The organism is Streptomyces bambusae, assembly GCF_019400985.1.
Lineage (GTDB): Bacteria > Actinomycetota > Actinomycetes > Streptomycetales > Streptomycetaceae > Streptomyces > Streptomyces bambusae_A.
The window spans coordinates 23,557-40,115 of record NZ_WTFF01000022.1 but is presented as its reverse complement, the minus strand read 5'-3'; the positions used below and the strand labels follow the sequence as shown (position 1 = coordinate 40,115).

Annotated in this window: 15 protein-coding genes and 1 pseudogene; 11 read left to right on the top strand and 5 right to left on the bottom strand. The window is 72.8% G+C overall.

Annotated features, from left to right (window positions below; translation table 11 throughout):
- Positions 1-109 precede the first annotated feature (109 nt).
- Positions 110-781: pseudogene (locus tag GPJ59_RS06050) on the top strand (ADP-dependent NAD(P)H-hydrate dehydratase); the annotation flags it as partial.
- A gap of 486 nt (positions 782-1,267) precedes the next feature.
- Here GPJ59_RS06050 and GPJ59_RS06045 read toward each other — a convergent pair.
- Complete coding sequence (locus GPJ59_RS06045) at positions 1,268-2,680, bottom strand: hypothetical protein (RefSeq protein WP_219665344.1); 1,413 nt, start codon at positions 2,678-2,680, stop codon at positions 1,268-1,270.
- 1,268 nt (positions 2,681-3,948) lie between these two features.
- On the opposite strand from GPJ59_RS06045, the gene alr reads away from it, so the two are divergent.
- From alr to GPJ59_RS06025, 4 genes are all read left to right on the top strand, one after another.
- Positions 3,949-5,142, top strand: a complete 1,194-nt coding sequence (alr, locus tag GPJ59_RS06040) for an alanine racemase (RefSeq protein WP_219665343.1) — start codon at positions 3,949-3,951, stop codon at positions 5,140-5,142.
- A complete protein-coding gene (locus GPJ59_RS06035) occupies positions 5,135-6,373 on the top strand; it encodes an alpha/beta fold hydrolase (RefSeq protein WP_219665342.1) in 1,239 nt (412 codons plus the stop codon). The genes alr and GPJ59_RS06035 overlap by 8 nt, the downstream gene beginning before the upstream one ends.
- On the top strand, positions 6,282-6,887 hold the full coding sequence (gene tsaE / locus GPJ59_RS06030; RefSeq protein ID WP_308120163.1) for a tRNA (adenosine(37)-N6)-threonylcarbamoyltransferase complex ATPase subunit type 1 TsaE: 606 nt from the start codon (positions 6,282-6,284) through the stop codon (positions 6,885-6,887). Before GPJ59_RS06035 ends, tsaE begins: the two co-directional genes overlap by 92 nt.
- Before the next feature lie 178 nt (positions 6,888-7,065).
- Positions 7,066-7,275, top strand: a complete 210-nt coding sequence (locus GPJ59_RS06025) for a hypothetical protein (protein WP_219665341.1) — start codon at positions 7,066-7,068, stop codon at positions 7,273-7,275.
- 126 nt (positions 7,276-7,401) lie between these two features.
- On the opposite strand, the gene GPJ59_RS06020 is transcribed toward GPJ59_RS06025, so the two are convergent.
- Positions 7,402-7,971 (bottom strand): hypothetical protein, encoded by a 570-nt coding sequence (locus tag GPJ59_RS06020; protein ID WP_219665340.1) that lies wholly within the window; start codon positions 7,969-7,971, stop codon positions 7,402-7,404.
- Between the two features lie 134 nt (positions 7,972-8,105).
- On the opposite strand from GPJ59_RS06020, the gene tsaB reads away from it, so the two are divergent.
- The 4 genes from tsaB to GPJ59_RS06000 are packed head-to-tail and all read left to right on the top strand — an operon-like array spanning position 8,106 to position 10,924.
- Complete coding sequence (gene tsaB, locus GPJ59_RS06015; RefSeq protein WP_219665339.1) at positions 8,106-8,768, top strand: tRNA (adenosine(37)-N6)-threonylcarbamoyltransferase complex dimerization subunit type 1 TsaB; 663 nt, start codon at positions 8,106-8,108, stop codon at positions 8,766-8,768.
- Between the two features lie 59 nt (positions 8,769-8,827).
- A complete protein-coding gene (locus tag GPJ59_RS06010; RefSeq protein ID WP_219665349.1) occupies positions 8,828-9,439 on the top strand; it encodes a GNAT family N-acetyltransferase in 612 nt (203 codons plus the stop codon).
- Positions 9,432-10,646, top strand: a complete 1,215-nt coding sequence (gene tsaD / locus GPJ59_RS06005) for a tRNA (adenosine(37)-N6)-threonylcarbamoyltransferase complex transferase subunit TsaD (RefSeq protein WP_219665338.1) — start codon at positions 9,432-9,434, stop codon at positions 10,644-10,646. Before GPJ59_RS06010 ends, tsaD begins: the two co-directional genes overlap by 8 nt.
- Positions 10,643-10,924, top strand: coding sequence for a hypothetical protein (locus GPJ59_RS06000; protein WP_219665337.1), 282 nt, complete (start codon positions 10,643-10,645; stop codon positions 10,922-10,924). Before tsaD ends, GPJ59_RS06000 begins: the two co-directional genes overlap by 4 nt.
- Here the strand turns inward: GPJ59_RS06000 and GPJ59_RS05995 are convergent.
- Positions 10,921-12,117, bottom strand: a complete 1,197-nt coding sequence (locus GPJ59_RS05995) for a class I SAM-dependent methyltransferase (RefSeq protein ID WP_219665336.1) — start codon at positions 12,115-12,117, stop codon at positions 10,921-10,923. The genes GPJ59_RS06000 and GPJ59_RS05995 overlap by 4 nt on opposite strands.
- 180 nt (positions 12,118-12,297) lie before the next feature.
- Between GPJ59_RS05995 and GPJ59_RS05990 the strand changes: the two genes are divergently transcribed.
- Both GPJ59_RS05990 and GPJ59_RS05985 read left to right on the top strand, forming a co-directional pair.
- Positions 12,298-13,212 carry a polysaccharide deacetylase family protein gene (locus tag GPJ59_RS05990; protein ID WP_219665334.1) on the top strand — a complete coding sequence of 305 codons (915 nt, stop codon included), beginning with the start codon at positions 12,298-12,300 and terminating at the stop codon, positions 13,210-13,212.
- Positions 13,213-13,226: 14 nt separating this feature from the next.
- Positions 13,227-14,087, top strand: a complete 861-nt coding sequence (locus GPJ59_RS05985; protein WP_219665348.1) for a polysaccharide deacetylase family protein — start codon at positions 13,227-13,229, stop codon at positions 14,085-14,087.
- A 1,048-nt stretch (positions 14,088-15,135) separates the two neighbouring features.
- Here the strand turns inward: GPJ59_RS05985 and GPJ59_RS05980 are convergent.
- Positions 15,136-15,396: a hypothetical protein gene (locus GPJ59_RS05980; RefSeq protein ID WP_219665332.1), complete on the bottom strand. Its 261-nt coding sequence runs from the start codon at positions 15,394-15,396 to the stop codon at positions 15,136-15,138.
- Positions 15,397-15,623: 227 nt separating this feature from the next.
- Positions 15,624-16,361: a GntR family transcriptional regulator gene (locus GPJ59_RS05975; protein ID WP_219665331.1), complete on the bottom strand. Its 738-nt coding sequence runs from the start codon at positions 16,359-16,361 to the stop codon at positions 15,624-15,626.
- Positions 16,362-16,559 lie beyond the last annotated feature (198 nt).

Genomic DNA, 16,559 nt, shown 5'->3' with positions numbered 1-16,559 from the left:
CTCTGGTCTCGTGTTATAGGAGATGTGTATATTATACTTGTTCAAACAATAATGCGACATACAAGCTCAGCCACGGTTGCGTGGGCTCGGAGTTGGTTATAAGAAACGGCTGCTGGCCGTGGCGGGCGCGCTGCGCGGCGGCGCGGGCGCCGTACGGTACGTCGGCCCCGCCGCGGGCGAGGTCCTCGCCCGGTACCCGGAGACGCTCATCGGGTCCGGCCGGGTCCAGGCGTGGGTGGCGGGACCCGGCCTGGGCGAGCGGCGGCCCGGTGAGGTCGAGCGGCTGCTGGCGCAGGACGTGCCCCTGCTGGTGGACGCGGACGGGCTGCGCGGCCTGTCCCCGGAGGCCCTGCGCCGCCGGAGCGCACCCACGCTTCTGACCCCGCACGCGGGGGAGGCCGCGGCCCTGCTGGGCGTGGACCGGGCGGCCGTCGAGGCCGAACGCCTGGGCTCGGCCCGCGAACTGGCGGCCCGTTACGGGGCGACCGTCCTGCTCAAGGGCTCGACCACGCTGGTGTGCGACCCCGACCCGGCCGTCCCCGTCCGGGTCAACCCGACCGGCACCGCCTGGCTGGCCACCGCCGGCTCCGGCGACGTCCTCGCCGGACTGGCCGGCTCCCTGCTGGCCGCCGGCCTCGGCGCGCGCGACGCCGGTTCGGCCGCCGCCTACCTCCACGGCCTCGCCGCCCGCCACGCCGCTGCGGGCGCGCCCGTGGTCGCCCAACAGGTAGCCGAGGCCCTTCCGGCGGCTTGGCGCACCGTCCGCACCGGGCTCGCGTGACGGTTCGTACCGAGGTCGGCGCAGCGTCCGTATCGGCCTGGGCGGCGGCTCGTGCCGAGCCTCGCCTGACGGCTTGTACCGGCTTGGCGTGCCGTCCGTACCGGGCCTGTGTGGCGGCTGGTGCCGGGTCGGCGTGAGGGGTCTACCGGGGCCCGCCTGGCGGCTTGTACTGGGCCGATGCACTGTCCGTACCGGGCCTGTGTGGCGGCGGGTGCCGGGTCGGTGTGAGGGGTCTACCGGGGCCCGTCTGGCGGCTCCTGTCGGGCCTGGCGCATGTCCGTACCGGGGCTGCCGGACGGCTGTTCCAGGTCCATGCGACGGCTCGTACCGGCCCTGTGATGGGGCTCCTTGAAAATCACCACCTCCGCTCTTCGCCCCACTTGGTTGCATGCCCGACGAGGGGTCTTTGTGGGCATGAGCAGCTACGCCATGATGTGGACACGCACGACACCGTGGTACGGGGTGCAGGCCCGCGCTGACGGTGGCTCAGCCGGTGCAGCCGGGGACGCTGCCGGGTGGGGCGCAGTTGTTCGGGCGGTTGGCCCTGACCTCTGTGCCGTTCAGTGTGACCGTGCCGGACGCCTCGAAGATGCCGCCCCCGTCTCCGGCGCTGTTTCTGATGACGGTGCTCCGTGTCAGGGTCGTCGAGCCCACGTCGTTGAAGAGCCCGCCGCCCTGTGCGGTACCGCCTTCCGGAGCGGTGACCGTGTTCTGGCTGATGTGCGACTGCTCGATCGTCAGCGTGCCGCCCAGCGGATTGGAGACTCCGCCGCCCCGGGCGATGCCTCCCCCGGGGGCGCTGGCCCTGTTGCCTTGCACTGTGCTGCTGTTCAGCGTGACGCGGCCGGTGGGGCCGAGGCTGAGCCCGCCGCCCCGGGCCGTGCCGCCATCCGGAGCGGTGGCGTGGTTGCCGATGATGCGGGTGCGGGTCAGGATCATCGTGCGGTTCGTCGTGGCTCCGCCAGCGGTCGCGAGGCCGTGCGGAGAGCTGTTGGTGTTGTCGCGGATGACGGTGTCGGTCACGGTCATGATGGCCGGCGGCCGGGCGTTGTTCACCAGGGCGCCGCGCGTGAGGCCGCCCGGGGAGCTGGCGTGGTTGTCACTGATGACCGTGTGCTTGATCGAGGTGCTGGCGAAAGCGGCCAGACCTGCGGCCTCCACCTGGCTGCCGGTGTCCGCGGTGGCGCGGACGGCGTTGTGGTGCACTCGGCTGCGGTCGACCGTCAGCGGGCCGTCGTTGACGATGCCGCCGCCTGCGGCGGCGAATGGTGTGCCGGTTCCCGTGTACTCGGCGGTATTGCCGCTGACTTCGGTGTCGTTCACGGTGCCCGTGCCCTCGTTGTCGATGCCGCCGCCCTGGGCGAAGACATCAGATGTGGCGGTGTTGTTGATCACGCGGCTGTGGTTCACCGTCATCGTGCCGGCGTTGACGATGCCTCCACCGCAGGTCCCTTCCCCGGGAAAGAGGGGACAGTCCAGTGTCGTTGCCCTGCCGCCGCTGATGGTGGTGTGGTTGAGAGTCAGGGTGCCTGTCGTGTCCACGAAGAGGATGCGGAAGGCAGGGGCGGAGGAGTCGCGCGTGATCGTGGCGCCGCGGCCGTCGATGGTGATGTTGCTGGTGATGGCCGGCAGCCCGTGAGCAGGGCTGTTGGTATCGGGCATGGCCAGGCGGTAGGTGCAGGCCGGGTCCAGGCGGAGGGTGTCGGGGTCCGGTTGGCTGTTGGCCGTGATGATCGCCGCCCTGAGGGCCGACACGGAGCACGGTACGGAGACCGTGTCCGCGTGAGCGAGGGGCGCCGGGAGGGCCATCGCCGCACCGGCTGCCAGGCCGGCCAGGGCCGGGATTCGCCGCAGATACGGCAGCCTGAGGCGAACGACTCGGGCACTCTGCCAGAACATCAAGGCACCTCCTTCAGCGCCAGGCAGCACCCTTGCCGACACACTGCGTTCGCAGCGCAGCTCACCTGGCGCGGGCCGTCGATGTGGAGGGTGCCGCACACCAGCCGAACACGCTCTCCCGCCCTCGGCGTCCTGAAGCAGCCATCCGAGCGAGCCACAGCCGTCTCGGCAGGCACTCTCGGGACTGCCTAGCGGTGTCGCAGAGCATCTTCCATCGGCGCTCCATGCGTACATGGGTGGGACCGAGGTGAGCAGGTCTGAGGAATGAGGCGAGCGGGTTTGGTGATTTTCAGAGAGCCCCAACACCTGCCTGACGGCTCGTGCCGGACGTGCGTGGCCGCTCGTGCCGGGCGCGCGTGACGGCTTGGACCGGGCCTGGTGCACTGTCCCTACCGGGCTGGCGTGGCCGGCTGGTGCCGGGCCCGCGTGACGGGTCTACCGGGCCCCGCCTGGCGGCTCGTACCGGGCCTGGTGCACTTGTCCCGTACCGGGCCTGTGTGGTGGTTCGTGCCGAGCCTCGCCTGACGGCTTGTAACGGCCTGGCGCGCCGTCCGTGCCGGGCTGGCGTGGCGGCGGGTGCCGGGTCGGCGTGACGGGTCCACCGGGGCTCGCCTGACGGCTCGTAGCGGGCCTGGCGCGCGTCCGTATCGGGGCTGCCGGATGGCTCGTACCGGGTGCGTGCGACGGCTCGTACCGGCTCCGCCTGACGGCTCATACCGGGTTGGCGTGGCGGGCTGGTACCGGGCCCGCGTGACGGGTCCACCGGGCCCCGCCTGACGGCTCGTACCGGGCCTGGCGCGCGTCCGTTCCGGGGCTGCCAGATGGCTCTTACCAGGTGCGTGCGACGACTCGTACCGGCCCTGCCTGACGGCTCCTGCCGGACGTGCGTGGCCGCTTGTACCGGGCCCGCGTGACGGGGTCTACCGGGCTCCGCCTGACGGCTCCCGTCGGCCTGGCGCACCGCTCGTACGTGGGCCTGCATGACAGGCCCAGACCGGGCACGTGACGGCTCGCACTGGGCCTGCGTGACGGCGCTTCGGGCCTGGGGCGCCCCTCGCACCCGCTCGTACCCGGGGCTGCCTGACGGCCCGTGCCCGGGCCGCCTGGCTGCTCGTGCCGGCCCCCGCCTGGCCGCTCGTAACCGCCGCGCACAGCGGCGCCCCGCCCCGCCGTAGCACCTCGCCGCGTGACGTACGACATGCGAAAGGTGCGCCGCGCGGTGGGCGTGGCCGTGGGGGAGGCGGTGGGTTCTGAGAGACTGGGCGGCGATGAACGAGACACCGCCGCGCGTACACGCCGAGATCGATCTTGACGCCGTCCGGGAGAACGTGCGCGCCCTGCGCGCCCGCGCCCCCCGGTCCGAGCTGATGGCCGTCGTCAAGGCGGACGGCTACGGGCACGGCGCGGTGGCCTGCGCCCGCGCGGCCGTGGAGGCCGGCGCCGCCTGGCTGGGCACGGCCACCCCGCAGGAGGCGCTCGCGCTGCGCGCGGCCGGCCTGCGTACGCCGGTCCTGTGCTGGCTGTGGACCCCGGGCGGGCCCTGGCGGGAGGCCGTCGAGGCCGACGTGGACGTCGCCGTGAGCGGCATGTGGGCGCTGGACGAGGTACGGGCCGCCGCCCGTGCGGCGGGCCGCACCGCCAGGATCCAGCTGAAGGCCGACACCGGCCTCGGCCGCAACGGCTGCCAGCCCGCCGACTGGGCCGACCTCGTGGGCGCGGCCATCGCCGCCGAGGCCGAGGGCACCGTCAAGGTCACCGGCATCTGGTCGCACTTCGCCTGCGCCGACGAGCCCGGCCACCCCTCCATCCAGCTCCAGCTCGCCGTCTTCCGCGACATGCTCGCCTACGCCGAGAAGGAGGGCGTGGAGCCCGAGGTCCGGCACATCGCGAACTCGCCCGCCACCCTCACCCTCCCCGAGAGCCACTTCGACCTCGTCCGCACCGGACTGGCGATCTACGGCGTCTCGCCCGCCCCCGAGCTGGGCACCGCACAACAGCTCGGGCTGCGGCCCGCGATGACGCTCAAGGCCTCCGTCGCCCTGGTCAAGGAAGCCCCGGCCGGGCACGGCGTCAGCTACGGCCACCACCACGTCACCTCCGCCGCCACCACCCTCGCCCTCGTCCCCGCCGGCTACGCGGACGGCATTCCGCGGCACGCCTCGGGCCGCGGCCCGGTCCTGGTCGGCGGCGCGGTACGGACGGTCGCCGGCCGGGTCGCGATGGACCAGTTCGTCGTCGACCTGGGCAGCGGCGACACCGGGGTGCGCGCCGGCGACGAGGCCGTGCTCTTCGGGCCGGGCGAGCGGGGCGAGCCCACCGCCGAGGACTGGGCGCAGGCCTCGGACACCATCGCGTACGAGATCGTCACCCGCATCGGCGCCCGGGTGCCGCGGGTCTACCTGCACGAGTCCGAGTCGGCCCGCCCCGGCGACGGCCCGGGCGGTCGGATCGGCCATGGCTGAGAACTCCGCGGCCGAGAACTGGCGCCGGGCCGGCTGGGCCGGCGCCGCGATCGGCGTGCTCGCCGCCGGCGCCGCGGCCGGCGTCGCGGTGGAGCGGCTGACCGTGGGCCGCGGCATGCGCAGGAAGGCCCGCCTGGCACTGGACGCGGCGGGCCCCTACGGCTCGCTGCGCGGCACCGAGGGCCGCACCCGCGCCGAGGACGGCACCGAGCTGTACTACGAGGTCGACGAACTGCCCGAGGAGCCGGGCAAACGGCGCCGGCTGCGCCGCCGGCCCGCACCGGCCGCCACCGTGGTCATGTGCCACGGCTACTGCCTGAGCCAGGACGCCTGGCACTTCCAGCGGGCCGCCCTGCGCGGGCTGGTCCGCGCCGTCTACTGGGACCAGCGCAGCCACGGCTGCTCGGCCCGCGGCCTCGCGCAGGCCGACGGCGTGCCGATCACCATCGACCAGCTGGGCCGCGACCTCAAGGCCGTCATCGACGCCACCGCCCCCGAGGGGCCGCTCGTCCTGGTCGGGCACTCCATGGGCGGTATGACGATCATGGCGCTGGCCGAGCAGTTCCCCGAGCTGGTCCGCGACCGCGTCGCCGGCGTGGCCTTCATCGGCACCTCCAGCGGGCGGCTGGACGAGGTGACCTTCGGGCTGCCGGCCGCCGGGATGAGCGCCGTACGGCGGGTGCTGCCGGGCGTGCTGAAGGCGCTGGGTTCGCAGGCGGAGCTGGTGGAGCGGGGCCGGCGGGCCACCGCGGACCTGTTCGCGGGCATGATCAAGCGGTACTCGTTCGGCTCGTCGGACGTGGACCCGGGCGTGGCCCGGTTCGCGGAGCGGCTGATCGAGGCGACCCCGATCGACGTGGTCGCGGAGTTCTATCCGGCCCTCCTGGCCCTCGACAAGACCGCGGCGCTCCGGCACTTCGCGGACATCCCGGTCACCGTGATCGGCGCCGACCGCGACATGATCACCCCGCCCGAGCACAGCGAGGCGATCAAGGCCGCGCTGCCGTCGGCCGAGCTGGTGGTCCTGGAGCGGACCGGCCACCTGATGACGCTGGAGCACCCGGACACCGTCACCGGGCTGCTGGTCGACCTGCTGGCCCGCACCGGCGTGGTGCCCGCAGCGACTAACGTTGGCCCGTATGGAAGCACCGCACGCACCGCAGGCGCCCCACGCACCGGAGGCGCCCCACGCACCGCACTCCCCGAGCTCCCGGAACTCTCCGACGGCTGACACCGCCGCCACCGCCGCCACCGTCCTCGTCACCGTCGACTCCCCGGAGCGGATGCAGGACCTCGGCCGCCGGATCGCCGCCCTGCTGCGCCCCGGAGACCTCGTCCTGCTCACCGGCGAGCTCGGCGCGGGCAAGACCACCCTGACCCGGGGCCTGGGTGAGGGCCTGGGCGTGCGCGGGGCCGTGACCTCGCCGACCTTCGTCATCGCCCGGGTGCACCCGTCGCTGGTGGCCGGCCCGCCGCTGGTGCACGTGGACGCGTACCGGCTGGGCGGCGGCCTCGACGAGATGGAGGACCTGGACCTCGACGTCTCGCTGCCGGAGTCGGTGGTCGTGGTGGAGTGGGGCGACGGCAAGGTGGAGGACCTGTCCGAGGACCGGCTCCACGTGGTGATCTCGCGGGCCGTGGGCCACGAGGAGGTCCTCGACGACGTACGTGAGGTGTCGGTACGCGGCGTCGGCGCGCGCTGGGCGGCGGCCGAGCTGGCGAAGCTGGCGGTGGCGGGGGCGTAGGGGGCCCGGCGCCGGGGCGTGGCGGCGTACGGCCATGCGGACGGGCCGTGCGTGCCGGCCGATGCGTACCGACAAGGTGTCGGGAAGATATTGCGTACGCGGTGGGATGCGTGATGACATGGTACCGAGAGCTGGTTAGGTCTACCTAAGTACGCCGTCCCGGGCCCAGGAGGCAGCCATGTCGGCAGCAGAACGCCACGACGAACCCGGCCCTGCCGCCCCTGACCCCGCTCCCGCCGCCGCGCCCGTCCCGGCCGCCCTGTCCATGCAGGCGCTGCTCGCCTCGTGCGCGGCCGCGAACGCCGTCTCCACCCCGCCGCGGCTGCGCCCGGCGGCCGTGCCGCCGCCGGAAGCGGACGAGGCCGCCCCGAAGCCCGAGGCGGCCTGAGTCGTGCACCCGTACGGATGAATGCGGACGCCGGCAGGCCCCGCCGGGTCCCGCGTGCCCCGTTGTCCGTCCCGCCGGGCTCCACAGGTCCCGTCGTCCGTCCCGCGGGTCCCGTTGTCCGTCCCGTCAGGGGACGACGACGACCTTCGTGCCGATCGTCGCGAAGTTCCACATCGCGTCGCCGTCGGCACGCGTCATACGGATGCCGCCCGTCTTCTTGGTCGCGTCCGGCGCCGGCACCGCTCCGTCGAGCCGGGCGCTGAACCCGATCACCACGTTGTCGGCGAGGGCGAACCGCACCACGTGCTCGATCGGCACTCCGTCCGAGCCGGTGACCGCGCCCGACCGCGTACTGACCGCGTACGTGCCCGGCTTCGGGTGCACGGTGCTCGGCATCACCGTGAACGAGCGCGGCTGGCGCCCTTCCTCGCCCACCAGCCACACCCGCTTCTGGCTCACCGAGTAGACCACCCGCGTCCCGGTGCCCGAGTTCTCCGGCAGCGCACCGGCCTTGGCCGGGTCCTGCGGGGCGGCGGGCTGCTGGGGCCCCGCGGCGGGCGCCGCCGGCTGCTGCGCCTGCGTCCCGGCGGCGGGCTTGGCGGGTGCCGTCGCGGACGCCTGGTACGCGAGGAAGCCGACCGCGGCGAGTGCCGCGGCGGTGAGCCCGGCCACGATTCCCGAGCTGCTGCGTCCCACCTTGCTCCACCTTCCCCGGTCTGCCCCTGGGGCTGCCACTGGGTCGTCCCGTCGATACGTGATCGAAGGTAGCAGCCGGTCCGCCGCCCCACCGTCCGCACCGGGCCCGGCCCCGGGAGTCGTAGGCTGTTCGCGTGCTCTTGCTCGCCGTAGATACCGCCACGCCCGCCGTCACCGCCGCCCTGCACGACGGCGAGTCCGTCGTCGCCCGGACCCACCAGGTCGACGCCCGCCGCCACGGGGAGCTGCTGCTGCCCTCCGTGGACAAGGTGCTCGCCGAGGCGGGTCGCACGCTCGGCGACCTGACCGGCATCGTCGTGGGCGTCGGCCCCGGCCCCTACACGGGCCTGCGCGTCGGCCTGGTCACCGCCTCGACCTTCGGCGCCGCGCTCGGCGTCCCGGTGTACGGCCTGTGCACCCTCGACGGCCTCGCGTACGCCGCCGGGGAGAGCGGGATCGAGGGCCCCTTCGTGGTCGCCACCGACGCGCGCCGCAAGGAGGTCTACTGGGCCCGCTACGAGGACCCGCGCACGCGCGTGGGCGAGCCCGCCGTGGACCGCCCGGCCGACATCGCCGAGCAGGTCGCCGGGCTGCCGGCGGTGGGCGCCGGCGCGCTGCTGTACCCGGAGGTCTTCCCCGACGCCCGCGGCCCCGAGCACCAGTCGGCGGCGGCGCTGGCCTCCCTGGCGGCCGAACGCCTCGCGGCGGGCGCGCCGTTCCTGCCGCCCACCCCGCTGTACCTGCGCCGCCCCGACGCGCAGGTGCCGAAGAACTACAAGGTGGTCACCCCGAAGTGACCGGTCCCGCCGCCTCCGCGGCCCCCGCTCCCGCTCCTGCCGGCGCGGTCCTGCGGCCGATGCGCTGGTGGGACATCGAGCCCGTGCTGGAACTGGAGCACGAGCTGTTCCCCGAGGACGCCTGGTCGGCCGGGATGTTCTGGTCCGAGCTGGCCCACGCCCGCGGCCCGCACGCGACCCGGCACTACGTCGTGGCCGAGCTGCCCGCCGAAACCGGCACGGGCACCGGCACCGACGCTGGCACCGACACCGGCACGGGCACCGTTGACGTGGACCGCGCCGGCACCGGCGCCGCCCCCCGCATCGTCGGCTACGCGGGGCTGGCCGCCGCCGGCGACCTGGCCGACGTACAGACCATCGCGGCCGCCCGCGACCAGTGGGGGACCGGGCTCGGCGCCCGGCTGCTCACCGACCTGCTCTCCGCGGCGACCGCCTTCGAATGCGCCGAGGTACTGCTGGAGGTACGCGTGGACAACACCCGCGCCCAGCGGCTCTACGAGCGCTTCGGCTTCGAGCCGATCGGCTTCCGGCGCGGCTACTACCAGCCCGGCAACGTCGACGCGCTCGTGATGCGCCTCTCCGACCCCGCAGGGCCCTCCGGCGGCCCCGCAAGCTCTGCTCCAAGCTCTGCTCCGATCTCTGCTCCCGTGCGAAGTGAGAACCATGGCTGACGAACCCCTCGTCCTCGGCATCGAGACCTCCTGCGACGAGACCGGCGTCGGCATCGTCCGCGGCACCACGCTGCTCGCGGACGCGGTCGCGTCGAGCGTCGACGAGCACGCCCGCTTCGGCGGCGTCGTGCCCGAGGTCGCCTCCCGGGCCCACCTGGAGGCGATGGTCCCCACCATCGAGCGCGCCCTGAAGGAGGCCGGGGTCAGCGCCAAGGACCTCGACGGCATCGCCGTCACCGCCGGCCCCGGACTGGCGGGCGCGCTGCTGGTCGGGGTGTCGGCGGCCAAGGCGTACGCGTACGCGCTGGGCAAGCCGCTGTACGGGGTCAACCACCTCGCCTCGCACATCTGCGTGGACCAGCTGGAGCACGGGCCGCTGCCCGAGCCGACGATGGCGCTGCTGGTGTCCGGCGGGCACTCCTCGCTGCTGCTGGCCCCCGACATCACCTCCGACGTACGGCCGCTGGGCGCGACCATCGACGACGCGGCGGGCGAGGCCTTCGACAAGATCGCGCGGGTGCTGAACCTCGGCTTCCCGGGCGGACCGGTCATCGACCGGCTCGCCAAGGAGGGCGACCCGTCGGCGATCGCCTTCCCGCGCGGCCTGACCGGGCCGCGCGACCCCGCGTACGACTTCTCCTTCTCCGGGCTCAAGACGGCCGTGGCGCGCTGGATCGAGGCGAAGCGGAACGCGGGCGAGGACGTGCCCGTGCGCGACGTGGCGGCGTCCTTCCAGGAGGCCGTGGTGGACGTGCTGACCCGCAAGGCGATCCGCGCGTGCAAGGACGAGGGCGTCGGCCACCTGATGATCGGCGGCGGCGTCGCCGCCAACTCCCGGCTGCGGGCGCTCGCGCAGGAGCGGTGCGACGACGCCGGGATCGTGCTGCGCGTGCCGCGGCCCAAGCTGTGCACCGACAACGGCGCGATGGTCGCGGCGCTGGGCGCCGAGATGGTCAAGCGCAACCGGCCGGCCTCGGCCTGGGATCTGTCGGCGGACTCCTCGCTCCCGGTGACGGACCCGCACGTGCCGGGCGTGGTGGATGAGCACGGGGACCACGGGCACGAGCACGGTGACGGCGGCGAGGGGCACGGCCACGACCACGGTGACGGCCACGGTGACGGCCGCGGGGCGCACTCCCACGGTCACGGTCACGGCCACGACCACGATCACGTGCACGAGCTCAGCAAGGACAACCTGTACTCATGACGGCCACCGTCACGCTGATGTGGGAGGCCCGGGCGGTCGCCGGCCGGGGCAACGAGCTGCTGGAGTGGGCCCGCGCGCAGGTCCTCGCCCGCGAGCCGGTGCGCCGCGAGACCTTCCGGGCCCCGCAGGACCGGGTCCTCGTACTGACCTGGTGGGAGGCCGCCGACCTGGCCGCCGAGCTGCCGGAACTCCCCGAACCGGCCGCCGACCTGATCACCCGCCCGGTCCACCGCTGGCGCTTCGAGTCGGTGGAGGCCGAGGTCTCGGAGCCGCGCTAGCCGGCGGCGGCGGGCGTCCCGGCCGTGGCCGGGGCCCCGATCAGCATCGTCGGGGCGCCCGCCACCCGGGTCAGGAACACCGTCGCGGCGCTGCGCCCCTGCGGCTTGACCTTCTTGCGCAGCTCCTCCGGTTCGATCGCCGAGCCCCGCTTCTTGACGGTCAGCACGCCGACCTCGCGCTCCCGCAGCAGGGCCTTGAGCTTCTTGAGGCTGAAGGGCAGCACGTCCGTGATCTCGTACGCCGTCGCGTACGGCGTGGCCCGCAGCTCGTCGGCGGTCACGTAGGCGATGGTCGGGTCGATCAGCCGGCCGCCGAGCTCCGCCGCCACCTCGGCGACCAGGTGCGCGCGGATGACCGCGCCGTCGGGCTCGTAGAGGTAGCGGCCCACCGGCCCGGCCTCGGGGTCGGGCAGCGGGTCGGCCGTCGCCAGGCTGCGCGGGCCAGGCAGCAGGGTCGCGCGGACGGTGCCGGGCGCGGTGCCGAACCAGAGCACCGCCTCCTTCACGTCCCCGCCGTCCGAGATCCACTCGGCCTCGGCCTCGTCCGGGACCGCCTCGTGCGGGATGCCCGGGGCGATCTTGATGGCCGCGTAGCGGGCCGTACGGGCGGTGCGGACCGCCCAGGACAGCGGGGGCGAGTAGGCCTCGGGGTCGAAGACGCGGCCGCGCCCGCCGCGGCGCGCCGGGTCCAGGAACACCGCGTCGTACCCGCTCGTGTCCACCTCCGTCACATCGGCCTCACGGACCTCGATCAGGTCGGCGAGCCCCAGCGCCTCGGCGTTCGCCCGGGCCACGGCCGCGGTCAGCGGATCGCGGTCGACGGCGAGGACGCGGATGCCGGCACGGGCGAGCGCGATCGCGTCACCGCCGATGCCGCAGCACAGGTCGGCCAGGCTGCGTACGCCGAGTGCGACCAGCCGCCCGGCGCGGTACTCCGCCACGCTCGCCCGGGTGGCCATCTCGGCGCCGCCGGGCGTGAAGTACATCCGGTACGCGTCCTCCGCGCCGAACTTCGCCACCGCCCGCTGGCGCAACCGGGCCTGGCCGAGCGCGGCGGAGACCAGCTCGGCGGGGTGCTCGCGGCGCAGCCGGGTGGCCACGGCCAGCTCCTGGGCGGGGTCGTAGTCGCGCAGGGAGTCGAGGAGGGCGCGGCCCTCGGGGGTGAGCAGGGCGGCGAAGTCGTGGTGGTTCACGGCTTCATTGTCGGGCCTTGGGGGTGGGCGGGAGCCGCGGTGGTCGGGCTCGGGCGTGATGGCGGGCTGGGGTGTGGGTCTGGGGTGTGGGCCTGGGGTGTGGGCCAGTCGATGGAACGTTCGGCTCCGGTCGCGGTGTCGGCCCGGGAGCGGCCGGGCCGGGTGCCACGATGCGCAACTATGCAGCTAGTAGGAAAAGCGGAACATAACGCGCGAAGGGGGCGCCGGCTCGGGCTGGCAGCCCTGGCCGCGCTCCTGGTCGCCGGCCTCGGCACCGCCTGCTCCTCCGAGGAGGCCGCCAAGCCCCAGAAGCCGGCCAAGGCGGGCGGCGCCGCGGGCGCCGCCGTCGTCAACCCCGCCGCCCAGCGCAAGGCGGCCCAGCAGGCGCTCGTCGCCGCCACGAAGAAGTGGGGCCTGGCCAAGGTGCCGCTCGCCGCACCGCCCGCCCCCAAGGAGAAGGAGGAGATCACCACACGCGACGGCTTCGAGGTCGAGGACCACGAAGGCCTGCCGCCCGTCTTCACCACCGTCCCGACCGAGGACAAGGTCGTCTTCCTCACGATCGACGACGGGGCGGAGAAGGACCCGCAGTTCGTGCGGATGATGCAGGAGCTGAAGATCCCGTACACGGCCTTCCTCAGCGACTACCTCGTGCGCGACAACTACAAGTACTTCAAGGACATGCAGGCCACCGGTGTCCGGATCAACAATCACACCCTCAACCACCGGTACATGCCCGGCCTGTCGTACGAGAAGCAGCGCCAGGAGATCTGCGGCCAGCAGGACACCATCCAGCGGCAGTTCGGCAAACGGCCCACGCTCTTCCGGCCGCCGTACGGCAACTACAACGAGGACACGCTGAAGGCCGCGAAGTCCTGCGGGATCAAGCACGTACCGATCTGGAACGCGGAGGCCTACCCGGACAGAATGGAATACCGGGAGTGGGACCGCGATCTGCACCCCGGTGACATCATCCTCACGCACTTCCGGGGGCGGGAGGACTGGAAGGGCACCATGCCTGACATGATCCGTCAGGTGATGAAGACCGTCACGGACAAGGGATACGCCGTGGCCCGCTTGGAGGACTACCTGTGAGGAACGCGCGCCGGTTGGTGGCCGGAACGCTGGCGGCCGGCGCGCTGGCGCTCAGCCTGACGGGGTGCGGGGAGAGCGTGGACCCGATCGAACGCCTGGGCCGCAAGACCACCCAGGAGGTCAACGGCGACACCTCCCCGTCCCCGACTTCTTCCTCTTCCAATTCCCCTTCCTCCCCGTCGGACACGGCGTACAGGAAGTGGGGCCTGACCCGCCCCCTGGAGTTCGCCCAGAAGCCGGCCGCCAAGCCGCAGCTTCCGCAGGCCGTGCAGGGCAAGGCTCCGGTGGTGGACCGAATACCCGTGCCGGCGGGCGAGAAGGTCGTCTTCCTGACGTTCGACGACGGCGCCGAGAAGGACCCCGAGTTCCTGAAGATGGCGGCCGATCTGAAGCTGCCGATCAGCATGTTCCTGACGGACAGCTCCGCCTCGACGGACTACGAGCACTTCAGGAAGCTGCGCGATACGGGAGCGGGCAGCGCCATACAGAACCACACGCTGACGCACCCGAATCTGCGGACGCTTCCGTACGCGTCGCAGAAGAAGGAGATATGCGGCCAGCAGGACCGCCTCCAGCAGAACTTCGGCGAACGCCCCCGCCTCTTCCGCCCGCCGTACGGCAACTACAACGACGACACCCTCCGCGCGGCCGCGGAGTGCGGCATCTCGTCGGTGGTCCTGTGGCGGGCCTCGATGCAGATCAACAATTTCCAGTACGCCGAGGGCGACACCCTCAAGCCGGGCGACATCGTCCTGGCCCACTTCCGCGGCCCGTCGGAACTCAAGGGCACGACGGAAACCCAGATGACGACGCGCATGCTCCAGCGGATCCAGGAGCAGGGCTTCAAGATCGGGCGGCTGGAGGACTACTTGTAGGGGGCTTCGGGGCTTGGCTTCGGGGGGTGGGGGCTGACCTGAGGGGGTGTGTCCGCTGGGGGTGGGGCTTCGACCGTAGGGGCTGACCCGAGGGGGTTCGTTTCCTGTGGGACCTGGTCGGTGGGTGCGTGGTGTCTGCCCGCCTGTCCATTGTCCGTGCGGGTCGGCGGCCGGCGTCAAGAGCGCCCTTCGGGCGTCGCTTGCGCGATGTCGCTGCGCTCCACCCTTGACACCGACCACCGCCCCACCCAGCCAACAGACCGGCGAGCAGGCACCGGGGAGGGATGGCAGGGGGGAGCCACAGCCATCCGAGCCCCTGCGATGACGCCCGGACCGAAGCCCCGCTGTGCGGAAACGCGCCCTTCGGGCGGGACGCCTCCGTTGCGCACGGGCCCCGACCGGCAGCCCAAGGGCGGTCTGGGCGCATCCGATCGCTACGCGCTCCGGCCGTCTCGGCGTCCCCACCCCGCCTGTGGCCGTACATAGGCCGCCATCGATCGCTACGCGCTGCGGCGGGCGGGCGACTGCGGGCGGAGCGGGCGACTGTGGACGGAGCGGGCGACTGTGGACGGGGCGGGCGACTGCGGGCAGTTCGGTGCGAACTGCCCCTGGGCGGGGACATCGACTCCTTCCCTCCCCCTCCCGTCGAGCCTTCCTCTGTCCGTCCGATGGCTCCTTCGGGGACCCTTCTCCCCCCGCCGGGGGTCTTTCTCCCCCGTCGGGGGGCCTTCTCGCCGATCAGGGGTGTGGGGGAGGGGAGTGGGGGTGTGGGGTGCGGGATCTGCGTCCTGGATTGCAGTCATCCCCTCCTGTGCAGGCAAAGAGGCCGCAAGATGCCCCAATTACCCCAGTTTGGAAGGCGGGTGGAGGGGTGAGTGGGGGCCTGTCGGCAATAGAGTGCCGGACGGTCGGTCCTCTGGGGACAGGACTGCCTCCGGACTCCATCCGGACGCTGTCCGCCTCCTCGGCGCCTTGCGTGCCACCCTTCGTTCGCCGTCGGCCGCCCGGCGGTCCGGCGACTGCGGCCTGCTGGGGGTAGTCGTGCTGTTCAGGCCGGAGTCGGGAAGTCCGTGCGCTGCCAGCAGCGGTCGGGGCTGTGGGTTACCACCCAGGCGTAGCCGCAAGGGTGGCAGCGGGCCATCGTGCTGCCGCAGTAGCCGGGGCCCAGCGGTGCCGCCTGGCGGCAGGCTGCGCACAGTACGGCGGCGGTGGCGCACTTCCTGTCCGGATGGGCGGCACTGCGTACGACGTCCATCGAGAGCTGTGCGAGATCGAAGGCCTGCTCCCACATCCGACCCAACTCGGCCATCGGTGCCCCTTTGTTGAACGTCCGTCCGGAATCGAGCAGCGATCATCCAGATCGCTCCGCGTGCCAGGGGGTGGAGCTTCCCTAGGGAGATGACAGCAGAATCTCCCTAGGGAGGTCAAGGGTTGGTGGTGCTGCTGGCGCTCCGGTGTCGTTCACGGCAGGGGTGAATGCAGAACAGAGGGCCCACCGAAGGGGGCCCTCTGTTCTGGCTGTTCTGGGAGGGTCAGTCAGCTTTTGAAGTCGTACTGCATCACGTACGAACCGGCATCCATCAGCATGTGGTTGATCTCGACAGGCCGGCCCTCTGCGGTCATCGCGGTCCGGTAGATCTCGATGACCGGCGTGGCCGGCAGCAGGGCGAGTGCTTCTGCCTCTTCCGGGCTGGGCATTCGGGCCCGCAGTTCCTCCGTGAACGCGACGGGGGGCGCGCCCAGATCTGCGAGCCGCGCGTACACGCCGCCCGGACCTGGGTCCGGCTGCGCGATGGGGGTGCCACGGACGAGGTCGGCGGCGAAGTACGAAGTCGCCTGCTGTACGGGCGAGCCGTCGACCACGTACCGACGGCTGCGGACCAGGGTCGCTTGTCCGTCTTCGAGGTCGAGCGCCCGCGCCACCCACCGGGGCGCTGCCATCTCATGCACCTCGATGGCGGTGACCTCCATCGGGCGGTCGCTCACATCAGCAGACCAGACGGAGCGGCCGGAGGACCACTGCGCCCGGGACAGCCGCTGCGTCGCCACACGACGAATCGGCTTGAAATCGCGGACGTAGGTGCCGGAACCGGGCCGCGAGTAGGCCACCCCTTCGGTCACCAGGAGCTTCAACGCACTCGCTGCGGTCATCTTGGCCACGCCGTACTGCTTGACCAGAGCGGGCTCTCCGGGGAGCCGAGCGCCGGGCCCGAATTCACCGGAGTCGATCCGCGCCCGCAAGTCGTCGGCGATCTGTCGCGCCGTCTGGGGCATGATCGACCTCCGTTTCTCCCTAGGGTGGCACCACGTTAGCCAACACCCAACACCTTCGCTAAGCGAAGGTCCGCAGGCCACACCGGGCCTGCGGTCGCGCACTCGCGGAAGCGCGTAGCGATCGATGGCGGCCTATGTTCGGCCACGGGCGGGTGGGGGACGCTGAGACGGCCGGAGCGTGTAGCGATCTCACGCGCC

Coding starts and splice junctions, on each gene's coding strand:
- GPJ59_RS05975 (WP_219665331.1), bottom strand. CDS start 16,361: ATGCCCCAGACGGCGCGACAGATCGCCGACGACTTGCGGGCGCGGATC.
- GPJ59_RS06000 (WP_219665337.1), top strand. CDS start 10,643: ATGACGGCCACCGTCACGCTGATGTGGGAGGCCCGGGCGGTCGCCGGC.
- alr (WP_219665343.1), top strand. CDS start 3,949: ATGAACGAGACACCGCCGCGCGTACACGCCGAGATCGATCTTGACGCC.
- GPJ59_RS05990 (WP_219665334.1), top strand. CDS start 12,298: ATGCAGCTAGTAGGAAAAGCGGAACATAACGCGCGAAGGGGGCGCCGG.
- tsaD (WP_219665338.1), top strand. CDS start 9,432: ATGGCTGACGAACCCCTCGTCCTCGGCATCGAGACCTCCTGCGACGAG.
- GPJ59_RS06010 (WP_219665349.1), top strand. CDS start 8,828: ATGCGCTGGTGGGACATCGAGCCCGTGCTGGAACTGGAGCACGAGCTG.
- GPJ59_RS05980 (WP_219665332.1), bottom strand. CDS start 15,396: ATGGCCGAGTTGGGTCGGATGTGGGAGCAGGCCTTCGATCTCGCACAG.
- GPJ59_RS06025 (WP_219665341.1), top strand. CDS start 7,066: ATGTCGGCAGCAGAACGCCACGACGAACCCGGCCCTGCCGCCCCTGAC.
- GPJ59_RS06035 (WP_219665342.1), top strand. CDS start 5,135: ATGGCTGAGAACTCCGCGGCCGAGAACTGGCGCCGGGCCGGCTGGGCC.
- tsaE (WP_308120163.1), top strand. CDS start 6,282: ATGGAAGCACCGCACGCACCGCAGGCGCCCCACGCACCGGAGGCGCCC.
- GPJ59_RS06045 (WP_219665344.1), bottom strand. CDS start 2,680: ATGTTCTGGCAGAGTGCCCGAGTCGTTCGCCTCAGGCTGCCGTATCTG.